17 protein-coding genes are annotated in these 16,559 nt (G+C 66.0%); 12 read left to right on the forward strand and 5 right to left on the reverse strand.

Translation table 11 applies throughout. The features are described 5' to 3' along the window. The 7 genes from N826_RS11515 (at position 1) to N826_RS11545 (ending at position 7,474) form a co-directional block, all read left to right on the forward strand. Positions 1–960 carry an ABC transporter permease gene (locus N826_RS11515; protein ID WP_044428780.1) on the forward strand — a complete coding sequence of 320 codons (960 nt, stop codon included), beginning with the start codon at positions 1–3 and terminating at the stop codon, positions 958–960. Then, complete coding sequence (locus N826_RS11520) at positions 957–1,766, forward strand: ABC transporter permease (protein WP_044428782.1); 810 nt, start codon at positions 957–959, stop codon at positions 1,764–1,766. The genes N826_RS11515 and N826_RS11520 overlap by 4 nt, the downstream gene beginning before the upstream one ends. Then, a complete protein-coding gene (locus N826_RS11525) occupies positions 1,763–3,193 on the forward strand; it encodes an ABC transporter ATP-binding protein (RefSeq protein ID WP_044428785.1) in 1,431 nt (476 codons plus the stop codon). The genes N826_RS11520 and N826_RS11525 overlap by 4 nt, the downstream gene beginning before the upstream one ends. Before the next feature lie 186 nt (positions 3,194–3,379). Further along, positions 3,380–4,549: an extracellular solute-binding protein gene (locus N826_RS11530; RefSeq protein WP_044428786.1), complete on the forward strand. Its 1,170-nt coding sequence runs from the start codon at positions 3,380–3,382 to the stop codon at positions 4,547–4,549. A gap of 70 nt (positions 4,550–4,619) precedes the next feature. Continuing rightward, positions 4,620–5,723 carry an ABC transporter ATP-binding protein gene (locus N826_RS11535; RefSeq protein WP_044428787.1) on the forward strand — a complete coding sequence of 368 codons (1,104 nt, stop codon included), beginning with the start codon at positions 4,620–4,622 and terminating at the stop codon, positions 5,721–5,723. Continuing rightward, entirely contained in the window at positions 5,720–6,604 is an 885-nt protein-coding gene (locus N826_RS11540; protein WP_044428789.1) for an ABC transporter permease, read from the forward strand. The genes N826_RS11535 and N826_RS11540 overlap by 4 nt, the downstream gene beginning before the upstream one ends. Before the next feature lie 15 nt (positions 6,605–6,619). Next, on the forward strand, positions 6,620–7,474 hold the full coding sequence (locus N826_RS11545) for an ABC transporter permease (protein WP_044428791.1): 855 nt from the start codon (positions 6,620–6,622) through the stop codon (positions 7,472–7,474). Positions 7,475–7,495: 21 nt separating this feature from the next. Here N826_RS11545 and N826_RS11550 read toward each other — a convergent pair whose 3' ends face one another. Then, positions 7,496–8,440 carry a nucleoside hydrolase gene (locus N826_RS11550; RefSeq protein ID WP_044428793.1) on the reverse strand — a complete coding sequence of 315 codons (945 nt, stop codon included), beginning with the start codon at positions 8,438–8,440 and terminating at the stop codon, positions 7,496–7,498. Between the two features lie 97 nt (positions 8,441–8,537). Continuing rightward, the gene (locus N826_RS11555; RefSeq protein ID WP_052831068.1) at positions 8,538–9,083 is read right to left on the reverse strand and encodes a DUF4142 domain-containing protein; all 546 of its coding nucleotides are present in this window, start codon (positions 9,081–9,083) and stop codon (positions 8,538–8,540) included. Positions 9,084–9,290: 207 nt separating this feature from the next. On the opposite strand from N826_RS11555, the gene N826_RS11560 reads away from it, so the two are divergent. Beyond that, positions 9,291–9,959, forward strand: coding sequence for an HAD family hydrolase (locus N826_RS11560; RefSeq protein WP_244619634.1), 669 nt, complete (start codon positions 9,291–9,293; stop codon positions 9,957–9,959). Between the two features lie 12 nt (positions 9,960–9,971). Here the strand turns inward: N826_RS11560 and mgtE are convergent, their stop codons facing one another. The 3 genes from mgtE to N826_RS11575 are packed head-to-tail and all read right to left on the reverse strand — an operon-like array spanning position 9,972 to position 12,744. Continuing rightward, positions 9,972–11,345: a magnesium transporter gene (gene mgtE, locus N826_RS11565; RefSeq protein WP_052831101.1), complete on the reverse strand. Its 1,374-nt coding sequence runs from the start codon at positions 11,343–11,345 to the stop codon at positions 9,972–9,974. Positions 11,346–11,362: 17 nt separating this feature from the next. Next, positions 11,363–12,115: an HAD family hydrolase gene (locus N826_RS11570; protein ID WP_084720670.1), complete on the reverse strand. Its 753-nt coding sequence runs from the start codon at positions 12,113–12,115 to the stop codon at positions 11,363–11,365. After that, positions 12,112–12,744, reverse strand: coding sequence for a MarC family protein (locus N826_RS11575; RefSeq protein WP_044428799.1), 633 nt, complete (start codon positions 12,742–12,744; stop codon positions 12,112–12,114). The genes N826_RS11570 and N826_RS11575 overlap by 4 nt, the downstream gene beginning before the upstream one ends. A 224-nt stretch (positions 12,745–12,968) precedes the next feature. Here N826_RS11575 and N826_RS11580 point away from each other — a divergent pair, with 224 nt between their 5' ends. The 4 genes from N826_RS11580 to rpe all read left to right on the forward strand — a co-directional run bounded on the left by N826_RS11580 (position 12,969) and on the right by rpe (position 16,557). Next, positions 12,969–13,670, forward strand: coding sequence for a CoA transferase subunit A (locus tag N826_RS11580; protein ID WP_044428801.1), 702 nt, complete (start codon positions 12,969–12,971; stop codon positions 13,668–13,670). 23 nt (positions 13,671–13,693) lie between these two features. Then, positions 13,694–14,335 carry a CoA transferase subunit B gene (locus N826_RS11585; protein ID WP_044428804.1) on the forward strand — a complete coding sequence of 214 codons (642 nt, stop codon included), beginning with the start codon at positions 13,694–13,696 and terminating at the stop codon, positions 14,333–14,335. Positions 14,336–14,493: 158 nt separating this feature from the next. Continuing rightward, complete coding sequence (locus N826_RS11590; protein ID WP_044428807.1) at positions 14,494–15,786, forward strand: RsmB/NOP family class I SAM-dependent RNA methyltransferase; 1,293 nt, start codon at positions 14,494–14,496, stop codon at positions 15,784–15,786. A 108-nt stretch (positions 15,787–15,894) separates the two neighbouring features. After that, positions 15,895–16,557: a ribulose-phosphate 3-epimerase gene (gene rpe, locus N826_RS11595; protein ID WP_044428809.1), complete on the forward strand. Its 663-nt coding sequence runs from the start codon at positions 15,895–15,897 to the stop codon at positions 16,555–16,557. Positions 16,558–16,559: the final 2 nt, after the last annotated feature.

Raw genomic sequence — 16,559 nt, forward strand, 5'->3', positions numbered from 1 at the left:
ATGGCGATCTCGATACAACGCCAGACTGGCCGCCTCCTCGCGGGACGGGCAATGCAGGCCGTCACCGTGGCGGGCCTTGTCGGCGTCCTTAGCTTCGCGCTCGTCCGGATGCTGCCCGGAGACATGGCCTTGAGGATCGCCGCGTCCCGCTACGGACCCGACCTGCTGAGCGGCACGGCCGCCGACGACGTAAGGGCCGAGTTGGGCCTGGACCAGCCCCTCGCCCTCCAACTGGCCGACTGGCTTGGCCGTCTCGTCCGTTTCGACTTGGGAAACTCGCTGGTCTCGGGGCAGCCGGTCATCGATGAACTGGCGGTTCAACTGGGCTACTCGCTGTGGCTGGCCGGTTTCGCGCTGGCGCTGTCGGTGGCGATGGCGGTCCCCATCGGGCTGATAGCGGGGCTGAGCGCCGGACGCTGGCCCGACCGGGCGGCATTGACCGGGGCGATCCTGCTGCGGGCACTGCCCGCCTTCGTGACCGGCCTGTGCCTGATCATCCTGTTTTCGGTCTGGCTCGGCTGGCTGCCGCCGGCGGGCTTCGGCACCTGGCGCGAACTGACGCTGCCCGCGCTCACCTTGGCGCTGGGTCTGGCGGCGCTTTCCAGCCGGGTCGTACGGGACAGCATGGTGGCCGTCGCCGCCTCGCCGTATTTCGCCTTCGCCCGCGTCAAGGGACTGCCGGAACGGACGGTCGTGATGCGCCATGGCTTGCGCAACGGCGCCATCCCGGTGGTGTCTCTGCTCGGGCTTCAACTCATATATCTGGTCGAGGGTGTCGTGGTCGTGGAAAGCCTGTTCGCCTATCCCGGCATCGGGCATGCGCTGGTCCATGCGATCTTCGCGCGCGACGTGCCCATGATCCAGGGAACCGCCCTGGTCATGGGGCTCGTCTTCGTGGCCGTCAACATGCTGGTGGATCTTGCCTGCGCGGCGCTCGATCCGAGGCAGGCCGCCCGATGACGAAGACGAAGACGATGACCTTCACGTTCTCCCGCCGCCGCGCCGCCGGCGCCGCGCTGATCGGCGCGCTGGCGCTGTTCGGCACCCTCGGCCCCGCCGTAATCGCCGCCGATCCGGCGCAACAGGATCTGCTGGCGCCGCTGGCCCCGCCGGGCGGCGACTATCTGCTGGGAACCGACCATTACGGCCGCAGCCTGCTCGCCCGCCTTGCCCATGCCACCCGCCTGTCGCTGGGGCTGGCGGTCCTGACGGTGCTGAGCGCCGCCATTCCCGGCACGCTTCTCGGCATCGCCGCCGCCTGGGCCGGCGGCATCGCCGACCGCGCCCTCGGCATCGTGTCCGACATGATCCTGGCGCTTCCCGGATTGCTGCTGGTCCTGCTGCTGGCCGCCTTCGCACCGGGACAGTTCCTGCCGCTTTACCTAGGTCTGGCGCTGGCCCAATGGGTCGAATATTTCCGTGTCACCCGCGCCACGGCCCGCACGCTTCTTTCCCGTCCCCATGTCGAAGCGTCCCGCCTGCTCGGGTTCGGGCCGGGCTACATCGCCCGCCGCCTGATCCTGCCGGAACTGGCGCCGGTGCTCGCCACCCTGATGGCCTTCAACATGGGAACGGCCGTGCTCGCGATCTCCACGCTCAGCTTCATCGGGGTCGGGCTTCATCCGCCGACGGCGGAATGGGGAAGCATGGCGACCGAACTGCTGCCCTACTACTTCGAAGCTCCGTTCCATGTCCTGATGCCGGCGGCGATGATCCTGCTGACCGTACTGGGTTTCCATCTACTGGCGGGGGAGGACCGCTCATGACCGCCTCTCTGGAAGTGGACGGCCTGACCATCGCCTCGGGCGGGCACAAGCTGATACGGGACGTGTTCTTCACCGTCCGGCCGGGTGTGCCGCTGACCCTGCTCGGCGAGAGCGGATCGGGCAAGTCGCTGGTGGTCCAGGCGATCATGGGAACCTTGCCGGCCGAGCTGTCCGTCACGGGCCGCGTCGTGCTGGACGGCAAGGACATCCTCGGCACCGACCGGCGTGCCCTGTGGGGACGCCGCATCGGCCTGTTGCCGCAGGAGCCGTGGCTGGCGCTCGACCCCACCATGCGGGCGGACGGACAGGTGGCGGAAGTCTACCGCCACGTCCGAGGCCTGCCCTGGAGCCAGGCGCGGCAATCCGGGCGGGCGCGGCTGCGGGAGCTGGGCCTGGAAGCTGCGTCCCGGCGCTATCCCTTCCAGCTTTCCGGCGGCATGTGCCAGCGGGTGGCGCTCGCCATCGCGCGGGCGGCGGAAACGGACCTGCTGCTGGCCGACGAGCCGACCAAAGGTCTTGACCGGGCGCTGCGCGACGACGTGGCGAACGGCCTTAAAGCGGAAGCCGACCGCGGCCGGAGCCTGATCACCATCACCCACGACGTCGCCGTGGCCAGGGTCCTGGGGGGCAAGGTCGGCGTCATGCTCGACGGCGCCATGGTCGAGTACGGTCCCGCCGGCAGCGTCCTCGATTCGCCGCGCCACGACTATACCCGGCAATTGCTGATGGCCGATCCGTCGGCATGGGCTCCGCGCAAGCCGCTTGCGCCCAGGGACACCGTGATCGAGGCACGCGGCCTGACCAAGTCCTTCGGCGGCGTTCCTGTGATCGAGGATGTCGATCTCGATATTCTCGCCGGCGAGGTCGTGGCTTTGCTCGGGCCGAGCGGTTCAGGCAAATCGACGCTCGGCAACCTGCTGCTGGGGCTCTTGCGCCCGGATCGCGGAGAGATCAGGCGGAAGGCGGGCTTGAGCCCCTTGCGGTTCCAGAAGGTCTACCAGGACCCGCCCAGCGCCTTTGCGCCGCACCAGACGGTCCGCACCGCCTTTGCCGATCTGGCGAAGCGCCACGGCTTGGACTGGAAGAGGTTCGTTCCGCTGTTCGAGCGTTTCCGGCTGTCGTCCGGGTTGCTCGACCGGCGGCCCGGCCAGCTTTCCGGTGGCGAACTGCAACGCTTCGCCCTCTGCCGCGTGCTTGCCTTGGAACCGGCCTTCGTGCTTGCCGACGAGCCGACGTCACGGCTGGACCCCATCACCCAGCGGGAAGTGGCGGACCTGCTTCATGAACTGGCGGCGGAGCATGGCCTTGGCGTCCTGATGGTGACCCATGACCATGCGATGGCCCGCAACCTGGCCGGCCGGGTCATCGAGCTCCGGTCCGCCGAGCCGGACGCATCCAGTCCCGGAGGCGTGACGGCACCGGCATGAATCCGCCAAAGGGTTTGATATCGTTACCGGTTGGAGTGTTGCGCGCTGGGGAAAACCCATGACACATTGATGAAAATTTGGCGGACCCGCTCGTGCCAAATTGCCGTCCGGCGCCCGTCTGCATCATAGTCCGGCGGCCACGATAAAAACGGCGTGAGTGGAAGCGTTCAGGGAGAACAAGAGACGATGAGCGACAGCTTGGAAAAAGACAGCAGCCGGGCAACCCAGCTCGCGGCGAAGAGCTTCACCCGCCGCACCCTGCTCCAGGGTGCTGCCGCAACGGCCACCCTGGCGGCGGCAGGCCCCTTCATCGTCCGCAACGCGCGGGCCGCCTCCGGCGAACTCAGGGTCTTCGCCTGGTCCGGCTACATCTCGCCCGAGATGCTGGCCGACTTCGAGAAGAAGACCGGCATCAAGCCGGCCCTGACTGAATACGGCACCAACGACGAGCTGCTGAATCAGCTCCGCGCCTCTGGCGGTTCTGGCTTCGACATCATCATGCCGACCGTCGACCGCGTGCCGAACTACGTGGAGTTCGATCTGGTCCAGCCGCTGGACGAGTCGAAGGTCAAGTTCGACGGCTGCATCGATTCGGCGGTCAAGGGTTCCGCCGGCATGGGCGGCGTGGTCGCGGGCAAGCGCTATATGGCACCCAGCGACTGGGGAACCGAAGCGATCGCCTTCGACACCTCGGCCGCTCCCCTGAAATACGGCGAGGCCAGCTACGGCGACCTGTGGAAGCCGGAATACAAGGGCCGGGTCACGGTTCGCGGCCATTCCAGCCTGATCGGCATCGCCCTGTGGCTGGAGAGCCAGGGCAAACTGCCGCACCCGGTCAAGGAGCAGTTCAAGGACGAGGCGAAGGCAAGGGCCAACTTCGACGCGATCATCAAGGTCGCCTCCGAGAACAAGGCGTCGGTCGGCCAGTTCTGGTCGAACGAGAACGAGGCCCAGGGCGCCTTCCGCACCAATGGCTGCGTCATCGGCCAGACCTGGGACAGCTCGGCCGCGACCCTGGGCAAGGAAAAGCTCCCCATCGGCTTCGTCGCCCCGAAGGAAGGCGCGCTCGCCTGGATGGAGGGCTTCTGCATCACCAAGGACGCCAAGAACTTGAGCCAAGCCTATGAATGGATCAACTGGTACTACACGCCTGAAGCGGGTGCCCTGTACTCCAACCACACCAGCATCAACACCACGGCCAAGGGCGCTGAAGCCTACCTGAGCGACTTCAACAAGAAGTTCTTCGCCGCGGCCTATCCGGGCGACGCGCTGGATAAGCTGTGGTGGTGGCCGATCCAGGAACCGTGGTACGTCTCGATCCGCAACGAATATCAGGACCGCTTCCTGGCGGCGTAAAGGACCGGCGCCTTTCCCCCTGTTCGACTCGTTTCGCGCAGGGGGAATAGCGTCTTTTCCAAGAGGATTCATGAGCCAGGACATCGAACTGGACCACGTCACCATGCGCTTCGGCGCATTGACCGCCGTTTCCGACGTGCATCTGACCATCCCTGCGGGCGAGTTCTTCAGTTTTCTGGGACCGTCCGGCTGCGGCAAGACGACGATCCTCCGCATGATCTCCGGCTTCATGGAGCCGACATCGGGCGTCATCCGGATCGGCGGCGAGGATATGAGCGGCATCGGCCCGAACAAGCGGCCGACCGCCCTGATCTTCCAGAACCTCGCGCTCTTCCCCCTGATGACGGTGGCCGAGAACATCGGCTTCGGCCTCGAAGTGCGGGGCATCGCCTCCGCCGACCGCCGCCGCCGCGTCAAGGAACTGCTGGACCTCGTGGCCCTGCCCGACACGGCGGACAAGAAGGTGACCGAACTGTCCGGCGGCCAGCGCCAGCGGATCGCCATCGCCCGGGCGCTCGCGGTCGAGCCGGCCGTCCTGCTGCTGGACGAGCCGCTGTCGGCGCTGGACCTGAAACTGCGCCAGCACATGCGCTCCGAACTGCGCGACATCCAGAAACGCACCGGAGTCACCTTCATCTACATCACCCACGACCAGGGCGAAGCGCTGACCATGTCCGACCGGATCGGCGTGATGTCGCGCGGCGTGCTCTGCCAAGTAGGAGACGGCCGGTCGATCTACGACGATCCCGCCAGCGCCTTCGTCGCCTCCTTCGTGGGGGAGACCAACCGATTCACCGGCCGCGTCATCGCGGCGGCCGGCGGCAGGGCCGCCATAGACACACCGGCCGGCAAGATGGTCGGCCGCAACCCGCGCGACCTGCGCGAGGGCGACGAAGCGATCCTTTTCGTCCGGCCCGAGCGGATGGTGCCGGCCGACGGCGCCGCCGACCACAACATCGTCGAAAGCCCCGTCAGCCACCAGGAGTTCGAAGGCGCCTTCGTCAACGTCTTCCTGGAACCGGTGCAGGGCCGGACCATCGTGGTCCAGACCACCAACGCCGGCACCAGCAACAGCAACGGCGCTGGCAACCCCTGGCAGCCCGGCGCCACCACGCGGATAACCTTCCGCCCCGAGGACGCCGTCGTCCTTCCCCAATCCGAAGACGTGTCATGAAAGAGGTGCTGCGCCGCTACGGCCCAGGCTTGACCGCCGCGATCGTCGCCTTGTGCGCCTTCTGGGTCGTCATGCTGATAGTTTTGCCGCAGTTGCTGATGATCGATTTCTCGCTCCGCCCCAGCCTGCCGCCGGCGAAACTCGGTGGGCCGGAAGACGTCTACACCGCCCGCAACTACGTCACCCTGTGGAACAACACGATCCACCGGAGCATCTTCCTCCAGACCATCTGGGCCAGCGCTCTGGTCACCGCGATCACCTTCGCCGTCTGCTATCCCGTCGCCTATTTCATGGCCCAGGTGGCCCGGCCCAAGTCGCTGCCGCTGCTGATCCTGCTGCTGGTGATCCCGTTCTGGATCAACGAACTGCTCCGGACCTTCGCCTGGTACATCATCCTGGCCTTCAACGGCCCGCTCAATCTGGCGCTCGTCTGGCTGGGCCTGCTCGACCAGCCCGTCCGCCTGCTCGGCAGTCCGGCCGGCGTGATCGTCGGCATGGTCTATGTGTATATCCTGTTCATGGTGTTCCCGCTCTACAACGCGATCGAGTCGCTGGACCGCAACCAGATCGAGGCGGCAAGGGACCTTGGCAGCGGCTGGCTGCGCATCCACCGCCGCATCGTCATCCCCCACGCCAAGCCCGGCATCGCGGTCGGCTGCATCATGACCTTCATGCTGGCGGCGGGAAGCTACGCCGTCCCGGCCCTGCTCGGCGGCCCCAGCAGCCGCTGGTTCACCGAGATCATCTACAACTGGTTCTTCGAGGGCGGCAACTGGAACCAGGGTGCGGCCTACGCCTTCATCCTGCTGGTCCTGTGCGTCGGCTTCATCCTGCTGATGATGCGGATCTTCAAGGTCGGCCTGACCGATGTCGCGAAGTAATGGGGGCCAAGTGACATGACGGCGGACCGTATCCGATCCTCGCTGGTGACGGCCTATATGGTGCTGTTCTTCGGCTACCTGTTCCTGCCGCTGATCATCATGACGGCGGCCACGTTCAACACCAGCCGCTTCCCCACGGTGGCGCCCTGGATGGGCTTCACGCTCGACTGGTTCACGGTGCTGTGGAACGACCGGGCCATGTGGACAGCTCTGTGGACAAGTTTTCTGATCGGAGTCGGCGTGATCGTCCTGGCCGTTCCGATCGGGCTTTCGGCGGCGCTGCTGCTGTACCGGCTACACAGCAAGGCGCGGACGGTGCTCTACGCCGTGATGGTCTCGCCACTGCTGACTCCCGGCGTCATCATCGGCATCTCGACGCTGGTGTTCTGGGACCGCTGGCTGGACGTCAAGGGCGGCATCTTCCTGACCGTGATCGCCCAATCCAGCTTCATCGCGGCCTATGCCATGCTCCTGTTCATGGCTCGCCTGCAACGCTTCGACCTGACGCTGGAGGAAGCCGCACTCGACCTCGGCGCCAGCCATCTCCAGGTCTTCCGCCGGATCACCCTGCCCTACCTGATGCCGGCGATCCTGTCCGCCGCCTTCATCGCCTTCCTGCAAAGCTTCGAGAACTACAACACGACGATCTTCGTGCGCGGGCTGGACACCACCCTGACCGTCTATATCGCGTCCAAGGTCCGCACCGGCCTGACCCCCGCCGTCAACGCCCTATCGGTCATCATGATCGGCCTGACGATCCTGGGCGCCTTCGTCTACGAACTCGCCCGCCGCCGGGAACTCGCCCGCCAGGAATCGGCGAAGCGACGCGCAGTCCAGGCCGACATGGCGCTGGCCGGATCAGCGCTGTAACGGTCCGGATCGGCGCGTCCCTTACAGGCGCGCCAGCCGCTCCGTCAGCAACTCGTAGAATCCGTCCGAGTCGATCTGGTTGATTACAAGGGCATTGGCCGGCTTGCCCGTGACACCCCACCAGTCCACGACAGTCATGCCGAGCGTGCGTTCCGACGCCGTCTCGATCTCGACCGCGACGCGTTTGCCCTGGAACAGCTCCGGCCGCAGCAGCCATGCGATGACGCAGGGGTCGTGCAACGGCCCGCCGTCCGTCCCGTACTTCGCCTCGTCGAACCGTTCGGAGAAGTCGAGCATGGCAGCAACCGCCAGCCCGACCGGAGAACCCAGCGCCCGGAACCGCTCGACCCGGACACGGGTACTCATAGCCTTGTGGGTGACGTCCAGCGGCATCATCGTGACCGGCGCGCCGCACTCGAAGACGTTGTGCGCGGCATGCGGATCGACGTAGATGTTGAACTCGGCCGCCGGGGTGATGTTGCCGCCTTCCGCCCAGCCGCCGCCCATCAGAACGATCTCCCGGATCTTCGGCACGATGCCCGGTTCCTTGACCAGCGCCATGCCAAGGTTGGTCAGCGGCCCCAGCATGCACAGCGTGATAGAGGCGTCTTCCGCCGCCATCAGCGTATCGACCAGGAAATCGACCGCATGGCCCTGCCTCAGCGCCATCGACGGCTCAGGCAGATCGGGACCGTCCAGTCCCGTCTTGCCGTGGACATGCTCGGCGGTAACAAGGCGGGTGCGCACCATGGGCCGGGCGCACCCGGCATAGACGAGGATCTCCGGCCTGCTCGCCAGTTCGCAGATCCGGCGCGCGTTCTTTTCCGTCAGGCTGAGCGGCACATTGCCAGCCACGACGGTCACGCCGAGGATCTCGAGATCCTCGGGAGACGCGAGCGCCAGCAGCATGGCGACCGCGTCGTCCTGACCGGGATCGGTGTCGATGATGATCCGCCGTGGCGTCATGGGGAAACCTGTCCGTCTGTAGGGTCTATCTGTCTATTCAGGCTAGACCGAAACAGATAGCCCCCTTCACGCCCTGGCGAAAGGCCCCATCACCATGTCAATTCGAGGAAATGGCCTGCGTGGACATCCGGCGCAGCATCTCGACATGGCGCTGGATTACAGGAGTATAGCGCTGGGCGAACTGTCTAAGTTCGACATCCTGTCCCCGATTGGACTGTATCTGGAACAGGCCCAAGGTCGCTTCATGGTCGGCAAGCTGCTGCGGAACGTACTGCCGGTCGAACTCGGCCCCGGACAGCTGTTCGAGCATGTCGCCGATTTCCTGGCGTCCCGGATCGGGCGAGCTGGGCGGCGTGATCCCCTTGTTGGAGGCGAGTGCCACCAGATCCTTGTTCATCTGAGTATGCTCGGTGACCATCCTGCCGCCGAATTCTCTAACCTGCTGGCTAGACGCCTGGGTTTGAGCCAGTTCACCCAATTCGACTTCGGCAAGGCTGCCGTAGGCGGCTTGGGAAATGAAGCTACGGTCGGCGGCGCTGAGTGACGACGACTCTTTTGCGAGGTTGGCCATACCGAAGGGGCTGGAGCAACCAGCCAGAACAACGAGAGCAAAACCGGCAGTGGCGAGGCGCACCTTGCGCATTATCGTTCCTCCAAGTTTCATTATTGCACGTATGCATGGCCCTCAACCTGCGATGAAACATTTGGTCGCGCGGTTACGATGGGATTATGCCGCCGATCGCTTTACGGCATTCGACGGCACGGTTCGGTGCTGTGACGCGTTCGCTTGCACCGGACAGTCTGACTCGGGTATCTCATTCCCCGGATCGCCTCACCCGAGAACGCCATCTTGACCACCGGCATCGCCCTTCCCGCACCTCCCCATCTTGAGGGGCTTCCATCTCCCGGCGCGCGGTCTTCGGGCCATCCCGGAATCGCCTTCTTCGATTTCGACGGGACGCTGGTGCGCGGCGACAGCCTGCTGCCGTTCCTGTCGCTGATCGTGGGAAAGAAGCGGGCGCGGCTGTCGCTGATGCGGGCGGTCCACGGCGCCATCCAGCTCCACGCGACGAAGCGCCAGTTGGGCAGCGATATCCGCACCTCGACCAAGGCGATCCTGCTGCGCCTGACCCTCGCCGACGTGCCCGTAGCGGAAGCCCGCGCCGCCGCCGAGCGCCTTCCCGGCTGGGTGCGCTGGAACCGCCCGATCCTGGACGCACTGAAAGCCCATCAGGACGCCGGACGCCGGGTCGTGATCGCGACCGGCGCGCTTGACCTCTACATGCCCGAACTCCTGAAGGACCTCGGCATAACCGACCTGCTGGCGACTGGGCTGGAGGAGGTGGACGGCGTATTGACCGGCCACATGAAGGGCGGTAACTGCGTCCGCGCCATGAAGGCCCAGCGCGTCTCCGCCTACCTGCACCACCACGGCCCGTTCGGCGAGACCTGGGGCTACGGTAACCGCCCCAGCGACGTGCCGATGCTCGACCTGCTGCACAACAAGGTGATTGTTTAGACCGGCCGTTCCCTAAAGCAAAAACACGCTCGCCAGCCCCAGGAAGACGAAGAAGCCCAGCACGTCCGTGGTTGTGGTCAGGAACGGTCCGGCGGCCACCGCCGGATCGACCCCGAACCGGTTGAGCGTCAGCGGGATCACCGTTCCGGCCAGCCCGGCCCAGACCATGTTGAACATCATGGCGCTCGCCAGCACCGCCCCCAGGCCCCAGTCGCCGAACCACAGGGTCGCGATCGTGCCCATGACGGTGGCGAAGACGACGCCGTTCATCAGGCCGACCACGATCTCCTTGCCGACCACCCGCCACGTGCCGCCGCCGGTCAGGTCGCGGGCCGCCAGGGCGCGCACCATGACGGTGACCACCTGCATCCCGGCATTGCCGCCCATGGCGGCGACGATCGGCATCAGGATCGCCAGCGCCACGATCTCGGCGATGGCGCCTTCGAACCGCGAGATCACCAGCGACGCCAGGATCGTGTTGACCAGAGTGACCAGAAGCCAGCTCTGCCGCCGCCGCGCCGTCCGCAGGGGGGAGGCGAAGATGTCGCGTTCGCCCGTGCGGGCGAGGCCCAGCATGTCCTCCTCCGCCTCCTCGTCGATCACGTCCACGATGTCGTCGACGGTGATGGCGCCGATCAGGCGCTGGGCATCGTCCACGACCGGGATGGTGACCAGATCGTTGCGGCGGAAGATGTCGGCCACCTGCTCCTGGTCCATCGTGGCCGGAACGCTGAGGCCCCGGTCGTCCATGATGTCCCGGATGCGGGTCTCGCGCGGGTTGCGCAGCACCCGGCTGGTCGGCACCGTCCCGGCGGGACGATGGGCCGGATCGACCACGAACAGGTCGTAGAAATCGTCGGGCAGGCCGTGGCTGCGGCGCAGGAAGTCGATCGTCTCGCCGACCGTCCAGAAGCCGGGAACCGCGACCACGTCGCGCTGCATCAATCGCCCAGCGCTCGATTCCGGATACGACAACCCTTGTTCCAGGATCGCGCGGAAGGCAGCCGGCATCGCCTGCATGACCGCGATCCGGCGCTCATCGTCCAGCGTCTCGATCAGGTACAGCGCGTCGTCGCTTTCCAGTTTGGCGATGGCCGCCGCCAAGTCGGCGGTGCTGAACTGCTCGACCACGTCCAGCCGCACGCTGTCGTCCAGCTCGGTCAGCACCGTCGGGTCGAAGGTGTCGTGGATCGCCTGGATCAGAGCCGCGCGCTCCCGGCTGTCGAGCGGTTCCAGCAAATCGGCCAGATCGGCATAGCCGAGCGGCGTCACCAGCGCCCGAACGCGCTCGGGCTGGCCCAGGTCGAGTGCGTCGCGCACCTCGTCCACGAACTCGGGCGTCAGCCCGGTGACCCTGGGATCGGGCCTGCGGCCGTTCCCTCTCACCTCATCGGCCGTCCCGTTCAATGTCCAAGCCCATGGACGATGCCGGTCAGTTCGGCCATGGCGTCGATCCGTTCGTATCCCTGCTCCGGCGGCTCGACATGTTCGTGCGCCCAGGTGATGTGGTAGGGCACGTGGACCGCGCGTCCGCCGATCTCCAGCACCGGCAGGATGTCGGACCGGACGGAGTTGCCGACCATCAGGAACCGCTCCGGCGCGATCCCGTGCCGGGTCAGCACCCGCCGGTAGGTGGCGGGGTCCTTTTCCGACACGATCTCGATCGCGTCGAACATCTCCGCAAGGCCGGAGCGGGCGATCTTGCTTTCCTGGTCGAACAGGTCGCCCTTGGTGACCAGCACCAGCCGGTGGCTGTGGCTGAGGTATTCGACCGTTTCGGCGACGCCGTCCAGAAGCTCGACCGGATGCCGCAGCATCGCCTTGCCGGCCTCGATCATCGCCTGGATGTCCCGGGCCTCGATCCGCCCGTCGGTGACCTCGATCGCCGTCTCGATCATCGACAGGATGAAGCCCTTGATGCCGTAGCCGAACAGACCGAGGTTTCCTCGCTCGGTGTCGAGCAGCCGGCGGTCGCCATCGGCCGCCAAGTCCTCGCCCAGCATGGCGCGGAACTTGTCCTGCGTCATGGAGAAGATCGACTCGTTGTGCCACAGGGTGTCGTCGCCGTCGAAACCGATGGTCCAGCCCCCCGTCTTGTTCTCACCGGCCTTGGTCTCGCCGGCCCTGTTGTCACTGGCCTTATTCTCACTGGTCATGTCTTCACGATTCCGCTTTGCAGGATGCCGTCGATCACGAACTGGCAGGCCAGCGCCGCCAGCAGGATGCCGAGCACCCGGTTGATCACGTTGACGCCCGTGACGCCCATCAGCTTGCTGACCTTGGCCGCTGCCAGCAGGACGGCAAGGTTCGCCAGCAGCACCAGCGCCAGGACGCCCAGCACGACGGCTTGGCCCCAGATGTCGCCGTGCGCTTTGCCCATCAGCAGCAGCAGGGACGTCAGCGCGCCCGGCCCGGCGATCAGCGGGATCGCCAGCGGAAAGACCGAGATGTCCTCCTTGTGGGTCGCCTCTTCCTGTTCCGTCGCGGTCGTGCTGCGGATCCCGCTGGGCCGCGCGAAGGCCATGTCGATGGCGAGCAGGAGCAGCAGGATGCCGCCGGCGATCCGGAAGGCCGGAAAGCCGATGCCCAGCGCCCGCAGCAGGAACTCGCCGACGAAGGCGAATACGAACAGGATGATCGCCGCGATCAGGACGCCCTTGATCGCCATCCGCCGCCGGTGCGCGTCGTCGGACCCGCGCGTCAAAGCCGCGAAGATCGGACCTGTCCCGATCGGATCGATGGTCACCAGCAGCGCCACCGCCGATGTCACGGCCAGATCAAGCACGGCCGGACCCTTGCCCGAGGAAGTGGATGGACATCGCGACAGAACCTTCTAGCGGAAATGGGGGTTTATAACGGCAGAGGCATGGATAAAACGCGCTCATCCCGCCCGCAAGCATGCGTTGGATTGACAGGACGTGCCGCACCGCACTATCCCTGACGCCAACGGCTGAGAATACCGAACAGGCCAAAGCGGCGTATCAACAATAAAGAGACAAGGACAAGGGGATGAAGAAGGTCTATGCCGACGCCAAGAGCGCCCTTCAAGGACTGCTTTTCGACGATATGACGATCATGGCCGGCGGTTTCGGCCTTTGCGGCATTCCGGAAACTCTCATCGAGGCCATCCGGGACAGCGGCGTCAAGGGCCTGACCGTGATCTCCAACAACGCCGGCATCGACAATGTCGGCCTGGGCGTGCTGCTGGAGACGCGCCAGATCAAGAAGATGATCTCGTCCTATGTCGGCGAGAACAAGACCTTCGCCAAGCAGTTCCTGGCCGGCGAGCTTGAGATCGAGTTCAATCCCCAGGGCACCCTGGCCGAGCGTTGCCGCGCCGGCGGCGCCGGCATCCCCGCCTTCTTCACGAAGACCGGCGTCGGCACCCTGGTCGCCGAGGGCAAGGAAGTCCGCGAGTTCAACGGCGAGCAGTACGTGATGGAGACCGGCCTGTTCGCCGATTTGGCCGTGGTCCACGCCTGGAAGGGCGACACCGAAGGCAACCTCGTCTACCGCAAGACCGCGCGCAACTTCAACCCGATGATGGCGACGGCGGCCAAGGTCACCGTGGCCGAGGTCGAGAACCTCGTGCAGCCGGGCGAGCTGGATCCCGACCACATCGTCACCGCCGGCATCTTCGTCAAGCGCATCGTCCACGTGCCCGATGCCGAGAAGCGCATCGAGCAGCGTACCGTCCGCAAGCGCGCCTGAGATTTAAGGGGAGGATCGATAAAATGGCATGGACACGTGAAGAAATGGCGGCGCGCGCCGCGAAGGAACTGCGCGACGGCTTCTATGTAAACCTGGGCATCGGCATCCCGACGCTGGTCGCCAACTACATCCCCGAAGGGATCGAAGTCACGCTCCAGAGCGAGAACGGCATGCTCGGCATGGGTCCCTTCCCGTTCGAGGGCGATGAGGACAGCGACCTGATCAACGCCGGCAAGCAGACCATCACCGAACTGGCGAAGACCAGCTACTTCAGCAGCGCCGACAGCTTCGGCATGATCCGGGGCGGCCATATCGACCTGTCGATCCTGGGCGCCATGCAGGTAGCATCGAACGGCGATCTCGCCAACTGGATGATTCCGGGCAAGATGGTCAAGGGCATGGGCGGCGCCATGGACCTCGTCGCCGGCGTCAAGAAGGTGGTCGTGGTCATGGAGCATGCCTCCAAGGATGGCGAGCCGAAGATCCTGAAGCAGTGCAACCTGCCGCTGACCGGGACCGGCGTGGTCGACCTGATCATCACCGACATGGGCGTCTTCCAGGTCGACGAGAACGGCGGCGGCCTCACCCTGATCGAGATGGCCCCCGGCGTCACCGTGGACGACATAAAGTCCAAGACCGAAGCGGAGTTCAAGGTCGCGGTCTGACGCGCGGCCTTCAGTCATCTATAGGTACGCCCGGCGGGAGGTTCCTTCTTCCGCCGGGACCGTGACGCCCGACCTTCATGGCAGCGATGCCAAAGGGATTGCGGCGGGACGGCTTTTCCGATTCGACAAGCCCCCTTCCGCGCGCTAAACCGCGCGGCATGACCGATGCCTCCCTAGCCGCGCGCGGCGCCGCCCTCGACCTGCTCGAAACGGTCCTGCGCAAGAAGATCCCGCTCGATGACGCGTTCGACGCGCACGAGGGGCTTGACGCGCTCGAACCGCGCGACCGCGGCTTCGTCCGGCTGATGGTCGCAACCGTGCTGCGCCGGCTCGGCCAGATCGACGCGCTGATCACCGAGACGCTGACCAAGCCCGACCCGATCAAGGCCGGAGTGCTCGACATCCTGCGGCTTGGTGCCGCCCAGCTCGTCTTCCTCGACACGCCGGCCCATGCCGCCGTCGATACCTCCGTCGCCATCGCGGAGCAGCGCGGTCTTCAGCACTACAAGGGCCTGATCAACGCCGTCCTGCGCCGGGTCTCGCGCGAAGGCGCCGACATCGTGAAAAAGCAGGACGCCGGCCGGCTCAATACGCCGGACTGGCTGTGGCTGGCGTGGCGGACGGCCTACGGCACGCCGCGCACGCGCGGCATCGTCGAGGCGAACCTGGTCGAGGCGCCGCTCGACCTCACCGCCAAGTCCAACCCCCATGAATGGGCGACGAAGCTGGACGGCACCGTGCTGCCGACCGGCACGGTCCGGCGAGCCAGCGGCGGGCAGGTCTCCGAACTGCCCGGCTACGACGACGGCGCCTGGTGGGTTCAGGACGCCGCCGCCGCATTGCCGGCCAAGCTGTTCGGCGACATCGCGGGCAAGACCGTCTACGACCTGTGCGCGGCGCCCGGCGGCAAGACCGCCCAGCTCGCGGCGGCCGGCGCCAAGGTGACCTCGCTCGACCGCTCGGAACGGCGCCTGCGCCGGCTGACCGCCAATTTGGAGCGGCTCAACCTGTGGGCCGACACGCTGACCGCCGATGCCGCGACCTGGAAGCCGGACGAGCTGGCCGACGCCGTCCTGCTCGACGCGCCCTGCTCCGCGACCGGCGCCATCCGACGCCATCCCGACATCATGCGGCTGAAGTCCCAGGAAGACGTGACCAAGCTGGCCGGCGCCCAGCGCCGCCTGCTCGCCCATGCGGTCGATCTGGTCAAGCCGGGCGGCACGCTGATCTACTGCACCTGCTCGCTCCAGCCGGAAGAGGGCGAACAGCGGATCGCCCATCTGCTGTCCACCGGAGCGCAAGTCGACCGGTCGCCGGTAACTCCCGACGAACTCGGCGGCCTGTCCGAACTGATCAACGAGAACGGCGAAGTCCGCACGCTGCCGGGCCAATTGGCGGAACTTGGCGGGATCGACGGCTTCTTCATCGCACGGCTGGTCAAGCGGACATGACGCGGGGAAAAGATAGTCCCGTCGACTTAACGCAATTCTCACCTGCATCCGGCAGGATCATGTGTGATCTTGCGCACACCCCACCCGACTTGGTAGGACTGTTTTGCCATGCAACATTCGACACTGATCGCACCGTCCATCCTGTCGGCTGACTTCGCCCGCTTGGGAGAGGAAGTGCGCGCGGTCGACGCGGCTGGCGCCGACTATATCCACATCGATGTGATGGACGGGCACTTCGTCCCCAACATCACCATCGGTCCCGCCGTCGTCGCGGCCCTGCGGCCCCATACCGCTAAGGTGTTCGACGTCCACCTGATGATCTCGCCGGTCGATCTCTTCATCGCCGACTTCGCCAAGGCCGGCGCCGACATCATCACGGTCCATCCGGAAGCGGGCGCCCATACCCACCGCACCATCCAGCTCATCAAGTCGCTCGGCAAGAAGGCCGGGATCTCGCTGAACCCGGCGACGCCGGTCGAAGCGGTCGATTACCTAATCGACGATCTCGACCTGATTCTGGTGATGAGCGTCAATCCCGGCTTCGGCGGGCAGAGCTTCATCCGCTCGCAGCTCGATAAGATCCGGGCGCTGCGCCGCCGGATCGACGAGAGCGGGCGGCAGATCGACCTGGAAGTCGACGGAGGCATCAATTTCGATACCTCGGCCGCCGCGATCGAGGCCGGCGCCGACGTCCTTGTCGCGGGCACGGCGACGTTCACCGGCGGGGCGGATGCCTATGCCGGCAATATCCGCCGCCTGCGGGGTGCCTGAGG

It is taken from the genome of Skermanella aerolata KACC 11604, assembly GCF_000936425.1.
GTDB classification, from domain to species: Bacteria; Pseudomonadota; Alphaproteobacteria; order Azospirillales; family Azospirillaceae; genus Skermanella; species Skermanella aerolata.